The sequence below is a fragment of the Streptomyces sp. NPDC030862 genome (genome assembly GCF_055571835.1).
On the sequence record NZ_JBVIEN010000010.1, the window covers coordinates 34336 to 50266 of the forward strand.

13 protein-coding genes are annotated in these 15931 nt (G+C 73.0%); 3 read left to right on the forward strand and 10 right to left on the reverse strand.

Annotated features, from left to right (window positions below):
• Positions 1-84: 84 nt before the first annotated feature.
• From ACZ42X_RS25630 to ACZ42X_RS25655, 6 genes are all read right to left on the reverse strand, one after another.
• Positions 85-1128, reverse strand: coding sequence for a BMP family lipoprotein (locus tag ACZ42X_RS25630; protein ID WP_468294527.1), 1044 nt, complete (start codon positions 1126-1128; stop codon positions 85-87).
• 289 nt (positions 1129-1417) lie between these two features.
• Positions 1418-2644 (reverse strand): amidohydrolase, encoded by a 1227-nt coding sequence (locus tag ACZ42X_RS25635; protein ID WP_468295186.1) that lies wholly within the window; start codon positions 2642-2644, stop codon positions 1418-1420.
• Between the two features lie 193 nt (positions 2645-2837).
• Positions 2838-3884 (reverse strand): hypothetical protein, encoded by a 1047-nt coding sequence (locus ACZ42X_RS25640; protein WP_468294530.1) that lies wholly within the window; start codon positions 3882-3884, stop codon positions 2838-2840.
• A complete protein-coding gene (locus ACZ42X_RS25645) occupies positions 3881-4768 on the reverse strand; it encodes an N-acetylneuraminate synthase family protein (protein ID WP_468294533.1) in 888 nt (295 codons plus the stop codon). Before ACZ42X_RS25645 ends, ACZ42X_RS25640 begins: the two co-directional genes overlap by 4 nt.
• A gap of 13 nt (positions 4769-4781) precedes the next feature.
• Complete coding sequence (locus tag ACZ42X_RS25650) at positions 4782-6008, reverse strand: cytidylyltransferase domain-containing protein (RefSeq protein ID WP_468294536.1); 1227 nt, start codon at positions 6006-6008, stop codon at positions 4782-4784.
• Positions 6005-7294: a DUF6716 putative glycosyltransferase gene (locus tag ACZ42X_RS25655; protein WP_468294539.1), complete on the reverse strand. Its 1290-nt coding sequence runs from the start codon at positions 7292-7294 to the stop codon at positions 6005-6007. The genes ACZ42X_RS25650 and ACZ42X_RS25655 overlap by 4 nt, the downstream gene beginning before the upstream one ends.
• Before the next feature lie 176 nt (positions 7295-7470).
• Here ACZ42X_RS25655 and ACZ42X_RS25660 point away from each other — a divergent pair, with 176 nt between their 5' ends.
• Both ACZ42X_RS25660 and ACZ42X_RS25665 read left to right on the forward strand, forming a co-directional pair.
• Positions 7471-8454, forward strand: coding sequence for a glycosyltransferase family 2 protein (locus ACZ42X_RS25660; protein WP_468294542.1), 984 nt, complete (start codon positions 7471-7473; stop codon positions 8452-8454).
• A complete protein-coding gene (locus tag ACZ42X_RS25665; RefSeq protein ID WP_468294545.1) occupies positions 8451-9782 on the forward strand; it encodes a polysialyltransferase family glycosyltransferase in 1332 nt (443 codons plus the stop codon). The genes ACZ42X_RS25660 and ACZ42X_RS25665 overlap by 4 nt, the downstream gene beginning before the upstream one ends.
• Positions 9783-9819: 37 nt before the next feature.
• On the opposite strand, the gene ACZ42X_RS25670 is transcribed toward ACZ42X_RS25665, so the two are convergent.
• Positions 9820-10518: a DUF2637 domain-containing protein gene (locus ACZ42X_RS25670; protein WP_468294548.1), complete on the reverse strand. Its 699-nt coding sequence runs from the start codon at positions 10516-10518 to the stop codon at positions 9820-9822.
• A gap of 596 nt (positions 10519-11114) precedes the next feature.
• A complete protein-coding gene (locus tag ACZ42X_RS25675) occupies positions 11115-12695 on the reverse strand; it encodes an acyl-CoA mutase large subunit family protein (protein WP_468294551.1) in 1581 nt (526 codons plus the stop codon).
• Positions 12696-12883: 188 nt separating this feature from the next.
• Here ACZ42X_RS25675 and ACZ42X_RS25680 point away from each other — a divergent pair, with 188 nt between their 5' ends.
• Complete coding sequence (locus tag ACZ42X_RS25680) at positions 12884-13750, forward strand: L,D-transpeptidase family protein (protein ID WP_468294554.1); 867 nt, start codon at positions 12884-12886, stop codon at positions 13748-13750.
• A 213-nt stretch (positions 13751-13963) separates the two neighbouring features.
• Here the strand turns inward: ACZ42X_RS25680 and ACZ42X_RS25685 are convergent, their stop codons facing one another.
• Both ACZ42X_RS25685 and ACZ42X_RS25690 read right to left on the reverse strand, forming a co-directional pair.
• Positions 13964-15124, reverse strand: a complete 1161-nt coding sequence (locus tag ACZ42X_RS25685; protein WP_468294557.1) for a hypothetical protein — start codon at positions 15122-15124, stop codon at positions 13964-13966.
• Positions 15124-15780 carry an RNA polymerase sigma factor gene (locus tag ACZ42X_RS25690; protein ID WP_468295189.1) on the reverse strand — a complete coding sequence of 219 codons (657 nt, stop codon included), beginning with the start codon at positions 15778-15780 and terminating at the stop codon, positions 15124-15126. The genes ACZ42X_RS25685 and ACZ42X_RS25690 overlap by 1 nt, the downstream gene beginning before the upstream one ends.
• Between the last annotated feature and the right edge of the window lie 151 nt (positions 15781-15931).

Here is a 15931-nt window from a genome sequence, read left to right on the forward strand (position 1 = left end):
GGGGCGGGACATGGCCCGGGTCCGGAGAGGCGGCTCGCGCCGCACTCTCCGGACCCGCGGAACCAGGCTGTTCCGGCCGCGCCGTTACGGGGCGGTCTTGACCGTGATCTTCTTGGCGATGATGTCGGCCTTGGCCTTGTCCACCGCGGCGACCACGTCGGTCATCTTGGTGTAGGCCGGGTTCGACGTGGACAGGCCGACGCCGTCCTTGTCCAGGCCGTAGCGGATCTCACCGGACTGCGGCTTGCCGTCCTTGACCGACTTGATCAGGTTGAAGACGGAGTCGGAGACGTCCTTGGTCACCGAGGTGAGGATGTACTCCTTGTAGGCGGCGAGGCCCTTCTGGTTGTACTGGTCGGAGTCGACGCCGATGGCCCACTTCTTGGCCTTGGCGGCGGCCTCGATGGAGCCCGAGCCGGCGAGGCCCGCGGCGGCGTACACCACGTCGGCGCCCGCGTCGATCTGGCCCTGCGCGGCGGCCTTGCCAAGGTCCGGCTTCGAGAAGCCACCGAAGTCCGGCGGCTGCGTCAGGTACTGGACCTTGACGTTGACGTCCTTGTTGGTGTCCTTGACGCCCTGGACGAAGCCCGCCTCGAACTTCTTGATCAGCGGGGTCTCGACACCGCCGATGAAGCCGACCGTCTTGGACTTGGTCACCTTGGCGGCGGCGACGCCGGCCAGGTAGGAGCCCTGCTCCTCGTTGAAGACCAGGTTGGCGATGTTCTTGCCGGTCTTGGACGTGTCGTCGATGAGGCCGAAGGTGGTCTTCGGGAACTTCGGCGCGACCTCGGCGATGGCCGGCGCGTAGGCGAAGCCGACGCCGATGACCGGGTTGTTGCCGGCGCGGGCCAGCTCGGTAAGGCGCTGGACCTTGTCCGGGTCGCCCTCGCCCTCGCTGGGCTCCGCCTCGGTGCCCTTGACGCCGAGGTCCTTCTCGGCCCTCTCCAGGCCGGCGAAGGCGGCGTCGTTGAAGGACTGGTCACCGCGGCCGCCGATGTCGTACGCGATGGCCGCCTTGGGGTCGCCGCCGGAAGCGGTGTCCGACGACTTTCCGCCACACGCGGTGGCGCTGAGCGCGAGTGCCGCGGAGGCAACACTGACGGTTGCGATCCTGGTGATCCGGCGCAAGGGGGGCTCCTTCGACCTGACCGAAGCGCCACTTCCGGCGCTGGTTTCGCGGCGATCGTAACGCGCGTAGATGTCAGGTAAAGGCCTGTTCGGTAGCCGTTACCAGATCGACGCGAACAGCCCACGTCGTTGGCGTAGCGGCGGGCGGTACGGCGCCTTTCGGCCGCGCGGCGCGGCGTAGTGACGCGACGACACCCCGTATCGAAGGAGCCGCCCCTCCGGGGGTGTTCACCCCCTGGGGAGAGTCGAGCCCGGAGGGGCCCCGCCCCCGCCCCGAAGGGCTCCGGGCCTAGGCCAAGCGCTCGGCGTCGAGCAGCGCCGCCGCCGTGAAGAGTTCGACTCCCACCTTGATGGCGGACTCGTCCACGTCGAAGTCGCCGCGGTGGAGGTCGTGCTTGGCGGGGTCGCCGGGGCGGCGGACGCCCAGGCGGGCCATGGCGCCCGGGACGTGCTCGAGGTACCAGGAGAAGTCCTCGCCGCCGAGGCTCTGCTCGGTGTCCTCGATGGTGTACGCCCCGTAGCGCCGGGTCATCGCGTCCTGCAGCAGGCCCGCCACGGTCGCGTCGTTGACGACCGGCGGGACGCCGCGCACGTACTCGATCTGGCACTTCGCGCCGTGCAGCGTCGCCACCTCGTCGATCGCGGCGTACACCTGGTCCGGGGCGTCGCGCCAGGCCGCCAGGTCCAGGCAGCGCACGGTGCCGCCGAGCTCGGCGTGCTGCGGGATGACGTTCGGCGCGTGGCCGCACTCGATGCGGCCCCACGTGAGGGCCAGCCCGGCGCGGGCGTCGATACGGCGGGCGAGGACGGCGGGCGCGTCGGTCGCCACGCGGGCGGCCGCGGTGACGAGGTCCGTCGTCAGGTGAGGGCGCGCGGTGTGGCCGCCGGGGCCCGCGAGGGTGACCTCCAGGCGGTCGCACGCCGAGGTGATGGCCCCGGTGCGCAGTCCGATGCGCCCGGCGTCGACGCGCGGGTCGCAGTGCACGGCGATGATCCGGCCCACGCCGTCCAGCGCGCCGGCGTCGATCGCCTCGACCGCGCCGCCGGGCAGCACCTCCTCGGCGGGCTGGAAGATCAGCCGCACGGGCTGCGGCAGCAGCCCCTGCCGGTCCAGGTCCGCCAGGACGAGCCCGGCGCCCAGGACCACCGTCGTGTGGACGTCGTGGCCGCAGGCGTGCGCGCGGTCCGGCACGGTGGAGCGGTACGGCACGTCCGTCTTGGTGTCGGGGATGGGCAGCGCGTCGATGTCCGCGCGGATGGCGAGCATGGGACGCGCGCCGTCCCCTCTGCCGATGTCACACGTCAGCCCCGTACCGCCGGGCAGCACCCGCGGGCGCAGCCCGGCCGCCTCCAGGCGGGTCTTGAGCGCGGCCGTCGTACGGAATTCCTGGAAACCGAGCTCGGGGTGCATGTGCACGTCCCGGCGGAAGGCGATCAGCTCGGCGCGCAGCGCGTCGGGCAGCGCTCCGAGCAGAGGTGTTTCGCCGGGAACGTCGGTTTCGGGGTCGCGGGACATCAACTTGTTCACCCATGACAGGGTAGGCGCGTTCCCCCCTCAACTAACGTGTGATCTACAAAACTTCAGCCCGTTAGGGGAAAGAAACCTGGTTGGGCGGGCTTGAGCGGCGAGCGAAGTGGGTAAGCTCACGCGTTTTCGACCTTTTTTCGATCTCCGCTCGATCGCCGCCCGGTCGCCGCTCCCTCGCCGCTCACGCGACCGTGAGGCCCGGTCCGTGTGCCGTGCGTGCCGACTCCGTCACCGCCGCCAGGAACCCGCGCGCCCGCGGCGACGCGCTCGCCCGCAGCCACTCCGGCGCCACCTCGCACACCGCGATCCGGACCCCGGTGCCGGCCAGCGCCAGCGGGAGGGTGTGGACGACCGTGGAGGGGAAGCTCAGCACGGTACGGCCGATCGGGCCGCGCCGGGCGATCAGCTCCAGCGGGAGCTCCGGGCGCACGATCTCCAGGCCGGTCCCGGCGGCGATGCGGTGCAGCTTCTCGACGCTCTCGCGGCGGTGCGCGAAGTACCGGGTCGCGCCGTGCGCCGCGGCGAGGGCGGCGACGGCCGCCACGTACGGCTCCTGCTCCACCACGCCCGTCTCGACGAGCGAGGTGCCGACCAGGTCCGCGCCCCCGCTCACCCGCGGCGGCCCGAAGCGCTCGCGGGTCCAGGCGAAGCGGTTCGGCGTGACGGTGGCGCCCGGCGGCGCCTCGACCGGCAGGGCGGTGAAGACCTCCACGGCCCGCCGCCGTCCGGGGGCGAGCCTGTGGCGGGCGAGGGCGGTCACCGGCGCCAGGGCCAGCTCGCGCGGGGTGAGGCCGCGGCCGCGCCGGTGCCAGCGGACGAGCCGCTCGCCGCGCGCCAGCCGCTCCGCGAACTCCATCGTCGCCGTGCCGTCGTCCACGACGGTGACGGCGCGCGGCCCGAAGAGCGTCAGCAGCAGCTGCACGTACCGCGAGAACGGGTCGCCGACGAGCACGCGCTCCGCGCCGCGCAGCAGCGGCGCCAGCTCCCGCAGGGTGCGCGGCAGGGCGCCGCGCCCGAGGCGGGCCTCCTGCCAGCGGACGGTGACGCCCTCGTCCCGGGCGAGGCCGGCCATGCGGCGCAGCTGGCCCCGTGACATGGGGTCGGTGGGCGGCAGGACGACGACGGTGAGGCGCGGCCGCCCGGTGTGGTGGGCCCACTCCAGGACGTTGAGCAGCTGGACCGGGCTCTCCACGAAAGCCAGGCAGGGGGCCGGGTGCTCGGCGGTCATACCGTGGCCGGGACGCGGCGGAGCTTCTTCATGGGAGCGAGTTCGGACTCGTAGACCTTCTTGATCCCGTCGCCGAGGGCGGTCTCGATGGTGCGGATGTCGCGTACGAGGCGGGTGAGGCCGCCGGGCTCGACGGAGGCGGCCTGGTCGGAGCCCCACATGGCGCGGTCCAGGGTGATGTGGCGCTCGACGAAGCAGGCACCGAGGGCGACGGCGGCGAGGGTGGTCTGGAGGCCGGTCTCGTGGCCGCTGTAGCCGATGGGGATGTTGGGGTAGTCACGCATGAGGGACCGGATCACGCGCAGGTTCAGCTCCTCGGCCTTCGCGGGGTACGTGGAGGTGGCGTGGCACAGCAGGATGGTGTCGCTGCCGAGGACCTCCACGGCGTGGCGGATCTGGCGCGGGGTGGACATGCCGGTGGAGAGGATGACGGTCCGGCCGGTGGCGCGCAGGGCGCGCAGCAGCTCGTCGTCGGTGAGGGACGCGGAGGCGACCTTGTGGGCGGGCGGGTCGAACTTCTCCAGGAACGCGACGGCCTCGGTGTCCCACGGGGAGGCGAACCAGTCGATGCCGCGTGCACGGCAGTGCTCGTCGATGGCGCGGTACTCGTCCTCGCCGAACTCGACGCGGTGGCGGTAGTCGATGTACGTCATGCGGCCCCAGGGCGTGTCGCGCTCGACGTCCCACTGGTCGCGGGGGGTGCAGATCTCGGGGGTGCGCTTCTGGAACTTCACGGCGTCGCAGCCCGCGTCGGCGGCGGCGTCGATGAGGGCGAGCGCCTTGTCGAGGTCGCCGTTGTGGTTGATGCCGATCTCGCCGGTGACGTAGACGGGCTGGTCGGGGCCGACGGTCGTGCGTCCGATGGTGCGCAGGCGGGAGTTCACGTTCGTGGTTCCTTTACGTGGCGGGGAGGACGTGCAGGGTGGGGCCGAGGAGCCAGGCGGCGATCTCGCGGATGGCGCCGGCGCCGCCGGGTGTCGCGGTGACGGCACGGGCGGCGGCCCGTACGGCGTCGTGGGCGTTCGCGACGGCGACGGGCCAGCCGACGAGCCCGAAGCAGGGCAGGTCGTTGACGTCGTTGCCGGCGTAGAGCACCCGTTGGGGGTCGAGGGCGTGGTCGTCGCACCACTGCTTCAGCGCGAGGTCCTTGCGGTCGACGCCGTGCAGGACGGGGACGCCGAGCTTGCGGGCGCGGGCGGCGACGACGGGGTTGCGCTCGGTGGACAGGATCAGCAGCCGGATGCCCGAGCGGCGCAGGGCGGCGACGCCGAGCCCGTCGCCCCGGTGTACGGCGACGAGCTCGCGGCCGTCGGAGTCGATGAGCACCCGGTCGTCGGTCTGGGTGCCGTCGAAGTCGAGGACCACGGCGTCGACGTCGTCGGCGGTCGGCCTGACCGGTTCGTCGAGGAGCGGGGCGAGGGCGCGGGCGCGGGCGAGGTCGTGCGGGTCGTCGATCTCCAGTACGCGCGCGGGGTCGGTGACGACGAGCCCGGTCCGCCCGAAGAACCGGTGCCGGTGCGCGCGGAACCCGCGCGCGTCCATGCCGTACGCGGCGCCCGTCTCCAGGTACTCGGGCTCGCGGTCCTGGCGCCGGGGGCGGTGGGCCTTGTCGTGGTTGACGCCCCGCGCGCCCCGGGCTCCGTCGGCACCGTCGGGGTCGGCGGGGTCGGCGGGGGCGTGCCACAGGAAGCCGTGCGTCGGGGCGACGGTCAGGGCGGTGTCGGCGCCGCGCTCCTGGATCTCGGCGGCCACGCCGTCGACGTCGTACGCCGTGAGGAAGGGGCTCGTGCACTGGACCAGGAGCACCACGTCGACGCGGCGGCCGTGGAGCTCCTCGAAGGCGTCCAGCGCGTGGAGGACCGCCGCCTCGCTGGTGGCGGTGTCGCCGGAGAGGGCGGCCGGGCGCTCGACGGCCCGGGCGCCGGCCGCGCGGGCCGCGGAGGCGATGGCGGGGTCGTCGGTGGAGACGACGACGTCGGTCACCCGGTGGGCGGCGAGGCAGGCGCGTACCGCGCGGGCGACCAGCGGGACGCCGCCCACCGGGGCGAGGTTCTTGCCGGGGACGCCCTTGGAGCCGCCCCGGGCGGGTATGACGGCCAGCACCGTGGCCGGGCGCGCGGTCACAGCTCCCCCAGGCGGCGGATCACCGGGGCCACCCGCTGCACCCCGTGGCGGTACAGCCCGCGTGCCGCGTCCCGCAGCACGCGCCGGACGGCGGACGCCGCCGGTGCCGCCGCCTCGGTGTCGAGGCGGTGGCGGCCGAGGACGCCGGGCAGGTAGCCGGGGGCGGTCCGTTGCGTGTAGTACGGCGCGAGGGGCGGCGGCACCGGCCGGTCCAGCAGCTCCCGCACCCGGGCGCGGGCGGCGTCGAAGGCCGTGGCGTACGAGCCGTCCGGCGCGACTCCCTGCGCGGCGAGCCAGGTCGGGTCGGGCGTGGGGCGGTGGCCGGCGTCGAGGGCGTCCCAGGAGGTGAGCAGGCCCGAGCCGAGGAAGTGGTGGTTGCCGAGCGCCTCGCGCACGCCCAGGTCGGTCAGGACGGCCGTCGGGACGCGCCGGTGCAGGGCCTCCAGCGCGGCCGTGGACGAGACCGTGACCAGCAGGTCAGTACGGTCGAGCACCTCGCCCATGTGGCCGTGGACCAGGCGGAGGTTGGGCGGCAGCGGGCCGCGCGCCAGCTTCTGGTACGGGTGCTCCTCCAGGTGCGTGGTGTGCTCGCCCGGCTTGGAGCGCAGCTTCAGCAGCACCTCGCGGTCCGGGTGCAGCCGGGCGTGCTCGACCAGCCGGCGCAGCAGGTACGCGCGCTCCTCGCGGGTCGCGGGCACGGACGGCTGCGCGGCGAAGACCACCGTGTCGCGGCCGGGCTGCGGCGCGTACGGCGCCCCGCCGAGGAACGGCAGCGCGGCCTCCACCACCGCCGACGCGTCCGCGCCGACGCCTTCGTACACCGCCCGGAAGCGCTCGGCGTCGTGGCGCGAGTTGGCGAGGACGACGTCGGCGCCGTGCCGCAGCAGCAGCCCGTCGGCGAGCTTCTCGTACACGACGCCGACGTAGCCGGTGACGACGACCGGGCGGCGGGGCAGCGCCATCCCGGCCAGGCCGTGCAGCAGCGCCTGGACCGTGCCGCCGACGAGCGCGAGGACGACGACGTCGTACGCCTCGTCCCGTACCGCGCGCAGGAACTCCGCGCCGGTCACCTCGCGGGGTACGCCGATGCCGGCGCCGACCTCGGCGAGCTGACGGGCGGTCGGGGTGGCCCGGCCGCGCAGCACGTAGCCGCTGATCTCGGGAGCCGGTCCGGGCGGGGTGAGGCGGCGCGCGGTGAGGGCGCCCCACTTCCAGCGGGTGTCGGAATCCGCGAGGACCGCGATCCGCACCGCTGCGCTGCTGCTGCCGGTACGTGTGGAAGGCACGCCGAGGACGTTAGGAAGGCATTCCGCTTCGCGGCCCAACAGGGCCGCAACAAAGGGTGAACAGCACTGGGCGGCATTCGGCCGGCGATCCGGTTAAGGAGCGCGCCGCTCAGCGTTCACCGCGCATCCCTTTACCCGTCAGGGCGAATGCCGGGGCCGCGCCTAGTGTCGGGCGGGTGGTCAAGCTCTCCGTCGTCGTGCCGTTCTACAACGTGCAGACATACGCCCCGGAAACCCTGGAAAGTCTGCGGGCCAACGCCCGCGACGACTTCGAATTCCTGCTCGTCGACGACTGTTCGACGGATGCGACGCACGACATCCTGCGGCGGGCCGCCCGCACGCTCCCGGGGGCGGTGCTGTTGCGGCACGAGCGCAACGCCGGACTCGCCACCGCCCGCAACACCGGCATCGACGCGGCGCGCGGCGAGTACCTCGCCTTCCTCGACGGCGACGACTGGCTGGCGCCCGGCCAGCTGGCCCGACTCCTCGCCGCAATAGAGGAGTTGGGGTGCGACTTCATCCGTACGGACCACGTGCAGTGCACGGGGAAGGCGCGGACGGTGCACCGCGTACCGGTGGGGCGGCGCGGGGAGGTGCTGCGGCCGCGCGACGCGATCCTGCCGGCCGAGCGGTCCACGTCGGTGGACTATCCGTACGCGTGGGCCGGCATGTACCACCGGCGGCTCGTCGACCGGGGGCTGCTGCATTTCACCGACGGCCTGCGCACCGCCGAGGACCGGCCGTGGATATGGCGGCTGCACCGGGAGGCGGATTCCTTCGCGGCGGTGAGCACACTCGGTGTTTTCTACCGGCGGGGCGTTTCCTCCTCCCTCACCCAGATCGGCGACGCGCGGCAGTTGGATTTCCTCCGGGCTTTCGACCTCGTCATCGAGGAAACGGCCGCTGATCCGGATTCCGCTCGGCTCCTGCCGAAAGCGGTGCGCACGTACTGCGCGATCATCGCGCACCATGTGGGTGCGATCGACCGCTTCGAACGGCCGGTCGCGCGCGCCCTGCGCGGCCGGAGCGCGGCGGCGCTGCGCCGCCTGCCGCAGGACGTGCTGAGAGACGCCCTCGACACGATGGACGACGAGCGGGCGTCGCTGCTGCGCAGGCTCCGTCGGCGCCCGGCCGGCCTCCGGGCGGGGGTGGCGGCGTGACCACGCGCATCTTCCTCGCGTCGACGCTGTACGGGGCCGTGACGCTCGCCGCCGCGCTCGACAGCGGCTGCTTCGCGGGGACGCCGGCGGACCGGCGGCTGCTGCTGGTCGCCAACAACGCGGCCGCGCCCGAGACGGCCGTCCCGCTCGACCGGATGCCCGGCTTCGAGCGGCTGCGCCCCCGCTTCGACGCCGTCCTGTCGTGGAACGAGGCCATCGCGCCGTTCCACCCGGGCGGCTGGTCGCCGCGCCCCGACGACGTACCGCTGTGGGAGCGGTACCTGCGGCTGCTGTGGGGGCTCGGGGAGGGCGAGCGGGTGGAGCTGGCCGTCGAGTCCCTCCAGGTCGCGCCCGCGCTCACGCTCGCGCAGCTGTTCCCGGACGCGCCCGTCGACGTGTACGCGGACGGGCTGATGAGCTACGGCCCCACCCGCGTGAAGCTGGACCCGCTGGTCGGCGAGCGGGTGCGGCGGCTGCTGCACCTGGAGCTGGTGGCGGGCCTGCGGCCGCTGCTGCTGGCGGAGTTCGGGGCCGTGCCCGAGGCCGTACCGGCGGAGGCGTTCCGCAAGGTGGTCGACGAGCTGGCGGAGGAGGAGCTCGCGGAGGGCGGGCTTTCCGAGGACGAGGACGCGGAGGGCGGGGCGTTGCTGCTCGGGCAGTACCTGTCGGCGCTCGGGATCCTCTCCCCCGCCGAGGAGGAGGCCCTGCACCTGCGGATGGTGCGCGGCGCGGTGGCGCGCGGGCACCGCAGGCTCGTCTTCAAGCCGCACCCCGTGGCGCCCGCCTCCTGGCCGCAGGCCCTGGAGCGGGAGGCGGCGGCGCTGGGCGCCGAACTGACCGTCTGCGACCGGCCCGTCCTCGCAGAGGTGCTCTTCCGGCGGCTGCGGCCCGACCTGGTGGTGGCCTGCTTCTCGACCGCGCTGTTCACGGCGGACCGCTTCTACGGCATCCCGGTCGCCCGCCTGGGCACGGAGCCCCTGCTGGACCGGCTCACCCCGTACCAGAACAGCAACCGGGTGCCGGTGACGCTGGCGGACGCGCTGCTGCCGGACCTGGAGACCGGCGAAACCCACGACGTGGACGACCTCACCGGCCTCCTCCACGCCGTGGGCTTCGCGATGCGCCCCCAGGTCCGCCCGGACCTCCGCCCGGCGGCGGAGCGCTACCTCGCCGCCCACCTGGACGCCCGGACCCGCCGCTACTTCAAGCGCCGCCGCCTGACCGTCCTCGGCCTCCCCGGCGGCGTACCGGGCGGCCTGCGCGTGCCGCGCAACGCGCTGACCCGGCGGGCACGGCGGCTCCGGCGCGCGCTGGTCAGGGCGTCCTGACGACCGGCTCCTGGATCTCCGTCACCTACGTGGCCTGTCACCCGGTGGCGGCGCTGCGGTGCCGGGGCGCCCGTTGGCGGGGTGGGCGCGTCAGGGTGATCTGGCGGACCAGCTGCTGGAAGCAGGCGAGCGCGGCGACCGAGGGCAGGGCGGCCGTCGCGATGTCCGGCACGGTTCTGGGGGCCTGGGCGACGCACAGCAGTATGGCGATGGTCGAGAAGAGCAGGACCACGCACCAGGAGTGGGCCGCGCGGCGCCGGTGGAGGGCGGTGCGCAGGATGCACAGGGAGGCGACCATCCAGGGCCCGTAGACCAGCAGCGGCCACCAGCCCACCGCCCCGTGGGACGTGTGGGGTTCGGCGATGTGACGCAGCGGGTCGTAGGCGACCATTCCGCTGTAGACGCTGACCATCGCCACGATGACGGCCGCGAGCGCGGCGGTGAGGATGCTGGCGGTCCGCACCAGGGTGACCGTGCGCCGCTTCGCGGGGACGCGGCGGTGGCTCGCCTGGGGAGGCCGCACCGGTGGCAGCTCGGCGGTGATCTGCTCCAGGCGCTCCATGGGCCGGTCGGCGGCGCCGGGGACGGGAGCGGGCCCGGAAACCGGGGTGGAAGCCGGGCCGGGAGCCGGGCCGGGAGCCGGGGTGGGGCCCGGAGCGGTCCGGAAGTCCGGTGCGGCGGACTCCTGGAGGAGGCAGGCGAGTTCCTCCGCCGGGTCCCATGCCAGGTCCGCCATGTCGAGCGTGCCGAGCGGCGCAAGGGGCCGACGTGCATCCCGGCCGTAATGCTCATACATGACGGCCCTGGCCCGTCCGTTCCCGAGCGGGGGCCGTGAACTCGTCACGGCCCCGCGCCAGGCGGTCGAACTCCGCCTGGATTCCGCTCATCGTCCGCAGGAATTCCTCCAGTACCGCCGAGGAATACCGCAGGTCGATACATCGGCTCCCGTCGTGCAAGGTGGCGCTTTCCCGACCGGTGGAGGGGGTGAAGTGAGGCGTGTACGTCCACTTGCCCGCACGAGTGGGTCGAACGGTTCCGCGCCCGGAGAACGGGGCGGACACATGCGCTGTCGTCATATTCGCCCTAACGCCATGGATCTTGATCCGGGTGCGCGGCGGCTGGGTGACACCCCTAGGGCATATGGGTGTTTCTGCGGTGCTTTTATCGCCCCTGTGGCGGGTCTCGGACAGACCGGTGACCCAAGGCGGTCTCACTCGTGCACGCCTCGGAACGGAAGCGCGGAAAGGGAATCCGGAAGGAAAACAATTTCATTCACGCGGCCGGGCGGGCCGCCTGGTATTCCCTTTCCGCGCGGCGGCGCGTCGGGCGGGCTCAGAAGGCGTCGGACGGGACGTACGTCCCCCACACCTCACGCAGCGCGTTGCACACCTCGCCCACCGTCGCCCGCGCCCTCAGCGCGTCCTTCATCGGGTAGAGGACGTTGTCCGTGCCCTCGGCCGCCTTCTTCAGCTCGGCGAGCGCCGCGTCGACGGCCGCCTGGTCGCGCTCGGCGCGGAGCTTGGCGAGACGTTCCGCCTGCTGGGCCTCGATGGCCGGGTCGACGCGGAGAGGCTCGTACGGCTCCTCCTCGTCGAGCTGGAAGCGGTTCACGCCGACCACGACCCGCTCGCCGGAGTCGGTCTCCTGGGCGATGCGGTACGCCGAACGCTCGATCTCGTTCTTCTGGAAGCCGTGCTCGATGGCGCTGACCGCGCCGCCGAGGTCCTCGACCTTCCGCATCAGCTCCAGCGTCGCCGCCTCGACCTCGTCGGTCATCTTCTCGATGACGTACGACCCGGCGAAGGGGTCGACGGTGGCGGTCACATCGGTCTCGTACGCCAGGACCTGCTGCGTCCGCAGCGCGAGGCGGGCCGACTTGTCCGTCGGCAGGGCGATCGCCTCGTCGAAGGAGTTGGTGTGCAGCGACTGCGTGCCGCCGAGGACCGCCGCCAGGCCCTGCACCGCCACGCGGACCAGGTTCACCTCCGGCTGCTGCGCGGTCAGCTGCACCCCGGCCGTCTGCGTGTGGAAGCGCAGCATCATCGACTTGGGGTTCTTCGCGCCGAACTCCTCGCGCATCACCCGCGCCCAGATCCGGCGGGCGGCGCGGAACTTCGCCACCTCTTCGAGGATGGTCGTCCGCGCGACGAAGAAGAACGACAGGCGCGGCGCGAAGTCGTCCACGTCCATCCCGGCGGCGACGGCGGTACGGACGTACTCGATGCCGTCGGCGAGGGTGAAGGCGATCTCCTGCGCGGGCGAGGCACCCGCCTCCGCCATGTGGTAGCCGGAGATCGAGATCGTGTTCCACTTCGGGATCTCGGCCTTGCAGTACTTGAAGATGTCCGCGATCAGCCGCAGCGACGGCTTCGGCGGGAAGATGTACGTGCCCCGCGCGATGTACTCCTTGAGCACGTCGTTCTGGATCGTGCCCGTCAGCTTGTCCGCCGGAACACCCTGCTCCTCACCGACGAGTTGGTAGAGGAGCAGCAGCAGGGCGGCCGGGGCGTTGATCGTCATCGACGTGGACACCTTGTCCAGCGGGATCCCGCCGAACAGCACCCGCATGTCGTCGATCGAGTCGATCGCCACGCCCACCTTGCCGACCTCGCCGTGCGCGATCGGCGCGTCCGAGTCGTGCCCCATCTGCGTCGGCAGGTCGAACGCCACCGACAGCCCCATGGTGCCGTTGGCGATCAGCTGCTTGTACCGGGCGTTGGACTCGACCGCCGTACCGAAACCCGCGTACTGCCGCATCGTCCAGGGCCGGCCCGTGTACATCGACGGATACACACCGCGCGTGAAGGGGTACGAACCCGGCTCCCCCAGCTTCTCCGCCGGGTCCCAGCCCTCCAGCGCATCCGGCCCGTACACCGGCTCGATAGGCAGTCCCGACTCCGACTCGCGCGCCATGTGCTGTGCCTTCCGATAGACCTACTCGCAGGTAAAGCGACCCTCGCGACGGACTGTAGCGGCGGGCGTGCGGCCGGTGGAGAGCCGCACGCTGGGACCTTGCTCACAGCATGCGCCGCGGTGCACAACCAAGCACGCCCGGGAAGCATCAAGTAGGTACCACGTCTGTTCTTCCCGGGGGGCTTTTTATGCACCGTACGTCCGTCATACGCAGAGTGCTGCCGTCTCTGGCCGCCGTCGCCGCCGTCACGCTGGCCGCCGCGGGGTGCACGGCGCAGGCGGTGGGGGCCGCCGCGCCGTCGTCCTCGCCGTCGCCCACAGCGCCGTCCGCACCGTCCTCACCGTCCGCGAGCTCTACGCCCTCGCCGTCGGCGTCCGCGCCGGCGTCCCCGTCCGCCTCACCGGCGACACAGGCACCGAAGCCCAAGGTGCTCATGGCGAAGGGGGCGGAGAACGAGCAGGTCCGCGAGCTCCAGGCGCGTCTGCGCCAGGCCGGGCACTTCGACCGGAGCCCCACCTCCTTCTACGGCTCGATGACCGTCAAGGCGGTCTCGTCGTTCCAGGACAAGCGCGGTCTGCCCGCCACCGGCTCGGTCGACGAGGCGACCTGGAACAAGCTGGTCGCCCAGACCCACAAGCCGACGGCCGATGAACTGCGCCCGCCGACCACGAACGAGCTGGACACGCCGGACGCGCGCTGTATGACCGGCCGGGTGCTGTGCATCAGCAAGGAGAGCCGGACGCTCGCCTGGATGATCGACGGCAAGGTCGTCTCGGCGATGGACGTCCGCTTCGGCTCGGAGAACACGCCGACCCGCGAGGGCACCTTCAGCGTGGGCTGGAAGGCGAAGGAGTGGGAGTCGACGATCTACCACACGCCGATGCCGTACGCGATGTTCTTCAGCGGCGGCCAGGCGGTGCACTACTCCTCGGACTTCGCGGCGCGCGGCTACAACGGGGCCTCGCACGGCTGCGTCAACGTCCGGGACAAGGGGAAGATCGCGGCGCTCTTCGACCAGGTGAAGGTCGGCGACAAGGTCGTCGTCCACTGGTGAGCGGGACCGGGACCGGGCCCGGGAGGGTCTGAGGGAGAGAGGGCGCGGGCGGGACCGGGGGAACGTGTCCCGCCCGCGCCATATGCGCTGAGCCGTAGGTACGGGGGGAACCCCGGCTCTTCTAGCGCTGCCGATGACCAGTCGGCTCACTTAGTACTGCGCCGGGCGGTTCGAAAACGTCACACCCTCGCCGAGATTTTTTTAAAGCGCAGGTCAGAGCGTGGACGTCGGCGCCGCCACGGGGATGAGCGGGACCGCCGGGAGGGGCGTGCCGGGTGCGGCCGCGCGCCCCTTGCCGGCACCGCCACCCTTGCCGGCACCTTTACCGCCGCCCTTGCCGCCGCCGGGCTTGTCACCGCCGTGACCGCCGCTGCCCTTGCCGCCGCCGTGACCGCCGCCGGTCCCGCCGTCGCCGGCGTCCTCGTCGCCGCCACCCGCCGTCCCGCCCTCGCGGCCGCGCGTGTCGGTGCCCAGCACCTTGTCGCAGAAATTCTTGACGCTGTCGCCCTTGGCCGCGAGCTCCAGATACCGGCGCTTGTCGTTGTCGAGCCGGCCCTGGCGGTAGTCGTGGCACGCCTGCGCGGTGCGCGCGTGCCAGCTGCCCTTCTCGCCGCCGGTACCGGCCGTACCGCCGACGTCCGGGACGCCGGTGCCCGGCCCGGAGCCGCCGGAGCGGGACGCGTCGCCGCTGCCGGCGGAAACGTTGTCGCGGCCCGTGCCGGGCCCCTCCGGTGCCGGAGACCCCGGCAGGGACGGCGGGGGCGTCTCGCCCGTGGACGGCGGCACTGCGCCCTGATCGCCGGGTGCGCTGGGTGAGGCCGAGCCCGGCCCCGCGCTCGTACCGCCGTCCTCCGACGCGTCGGAGGGGGTCAGCGGCCCGGGCGTCGCCGCCGAGGCGGACGACGAGGCGGGCAGCGGCTTGCGGTCGTCGCCGAGGACGGGCAGGACGCCGGTGCTCGCGGCGACGGCCACACCGCCGACGGCCAGCCCGGCCACCGACGCGGCCAGCCCCCAGCGCAGCGGCCGCGTCCAGCGGCCCCGCACCTGGTTGCGCGGCGCCGGCGCCCTGAGGCGTACGGCCCCGAGGTCGGCGCCGGCGGCCCTGGCGGACGGGGAGGAGAGCGCGGCGGACGTGCCGGCGGACTTCGCCATCCGCTCCACCCGGGCCTCACGGAAGGCGGCGAGTGCCGCCTCCTCCCCCGGGATCGGCGCCGGGGGCGCCGGAGCCACCGTCTCGGCCCGTATCGCTTCCAGTGCCTCGGTCAGCCGTCGGGCCTGCTCACGCGCGTGATCGTCGACAGGGTCGACCGGTTCGCCACGCAGCAGCCGCTCCGCCGCATCCTGATCGAGCCACTCATCCCGCTCGTCGGCCATCACATGTCCTTCTGCGTCCGCGAGCGCCAATGCGTCACACCCGTACGCGCCACCGACCCGCGGTGCGGCCCCGGTTGGGGCGGTACGGCCCCCAGCGGCGCAGCCGCGTCCGCGCCCATCAGCTCCGCCAGTCGCTTGAGCCCGCGGTGGGCGGCGGTGCGGACGGCGCCGGGGCGCTTGCCGAGGGTCTTGGCCGCGGTCTTGGCGTCCAGCCCGACGACGACACGCAGGATGACGGCCTCGGCCTGGTCCTGCGGGAGTTGGGAGATCAGGTTCATGGTGTGGCCCGTGGCCAGGGATTCCATGGCCTCATCCGCCGTGTCGGACTCGGCCGGTTTGTCGGTGAGTTCCGTTTCGTCGCCGCCGACGGCGGGGCGCCGCCCCCGCATCCGCAGGTGGTCGAGCGCGCGGTTGCGGGCGATACGCGCCGCCCAGCCGCGGAAGCGGTCGGCGTCGCCGCTGAACCGGTCGAGGTCACGCGCGATCTGGAGCCAGGACTCGGAGGCCACATCCTCCGCGTCCGCGTCTCCGACCAGCGTGCGTATATAGCCGAGCAGCCGCGGGTGCACGGCGCGGTACACAGTCCGGAAGGCGTCTTCGTCCCCGTCCTGCGCCGCGAGCACCGCGGCGGTCAGCTCCGCGTCGTCCCCCAGCACTCCCACAACCCGTTCGTCTTCGCGGCCGGCCACCACCGCCGCTCCGCCCAGCGCGCAGCAGCACGCTACGTGGTCCTGTGGCGTTACGTCCATGTCTTGTACAGCCTGCAACATCACACTGACAGACCGGGGTGTGACAGAAACCGCACGC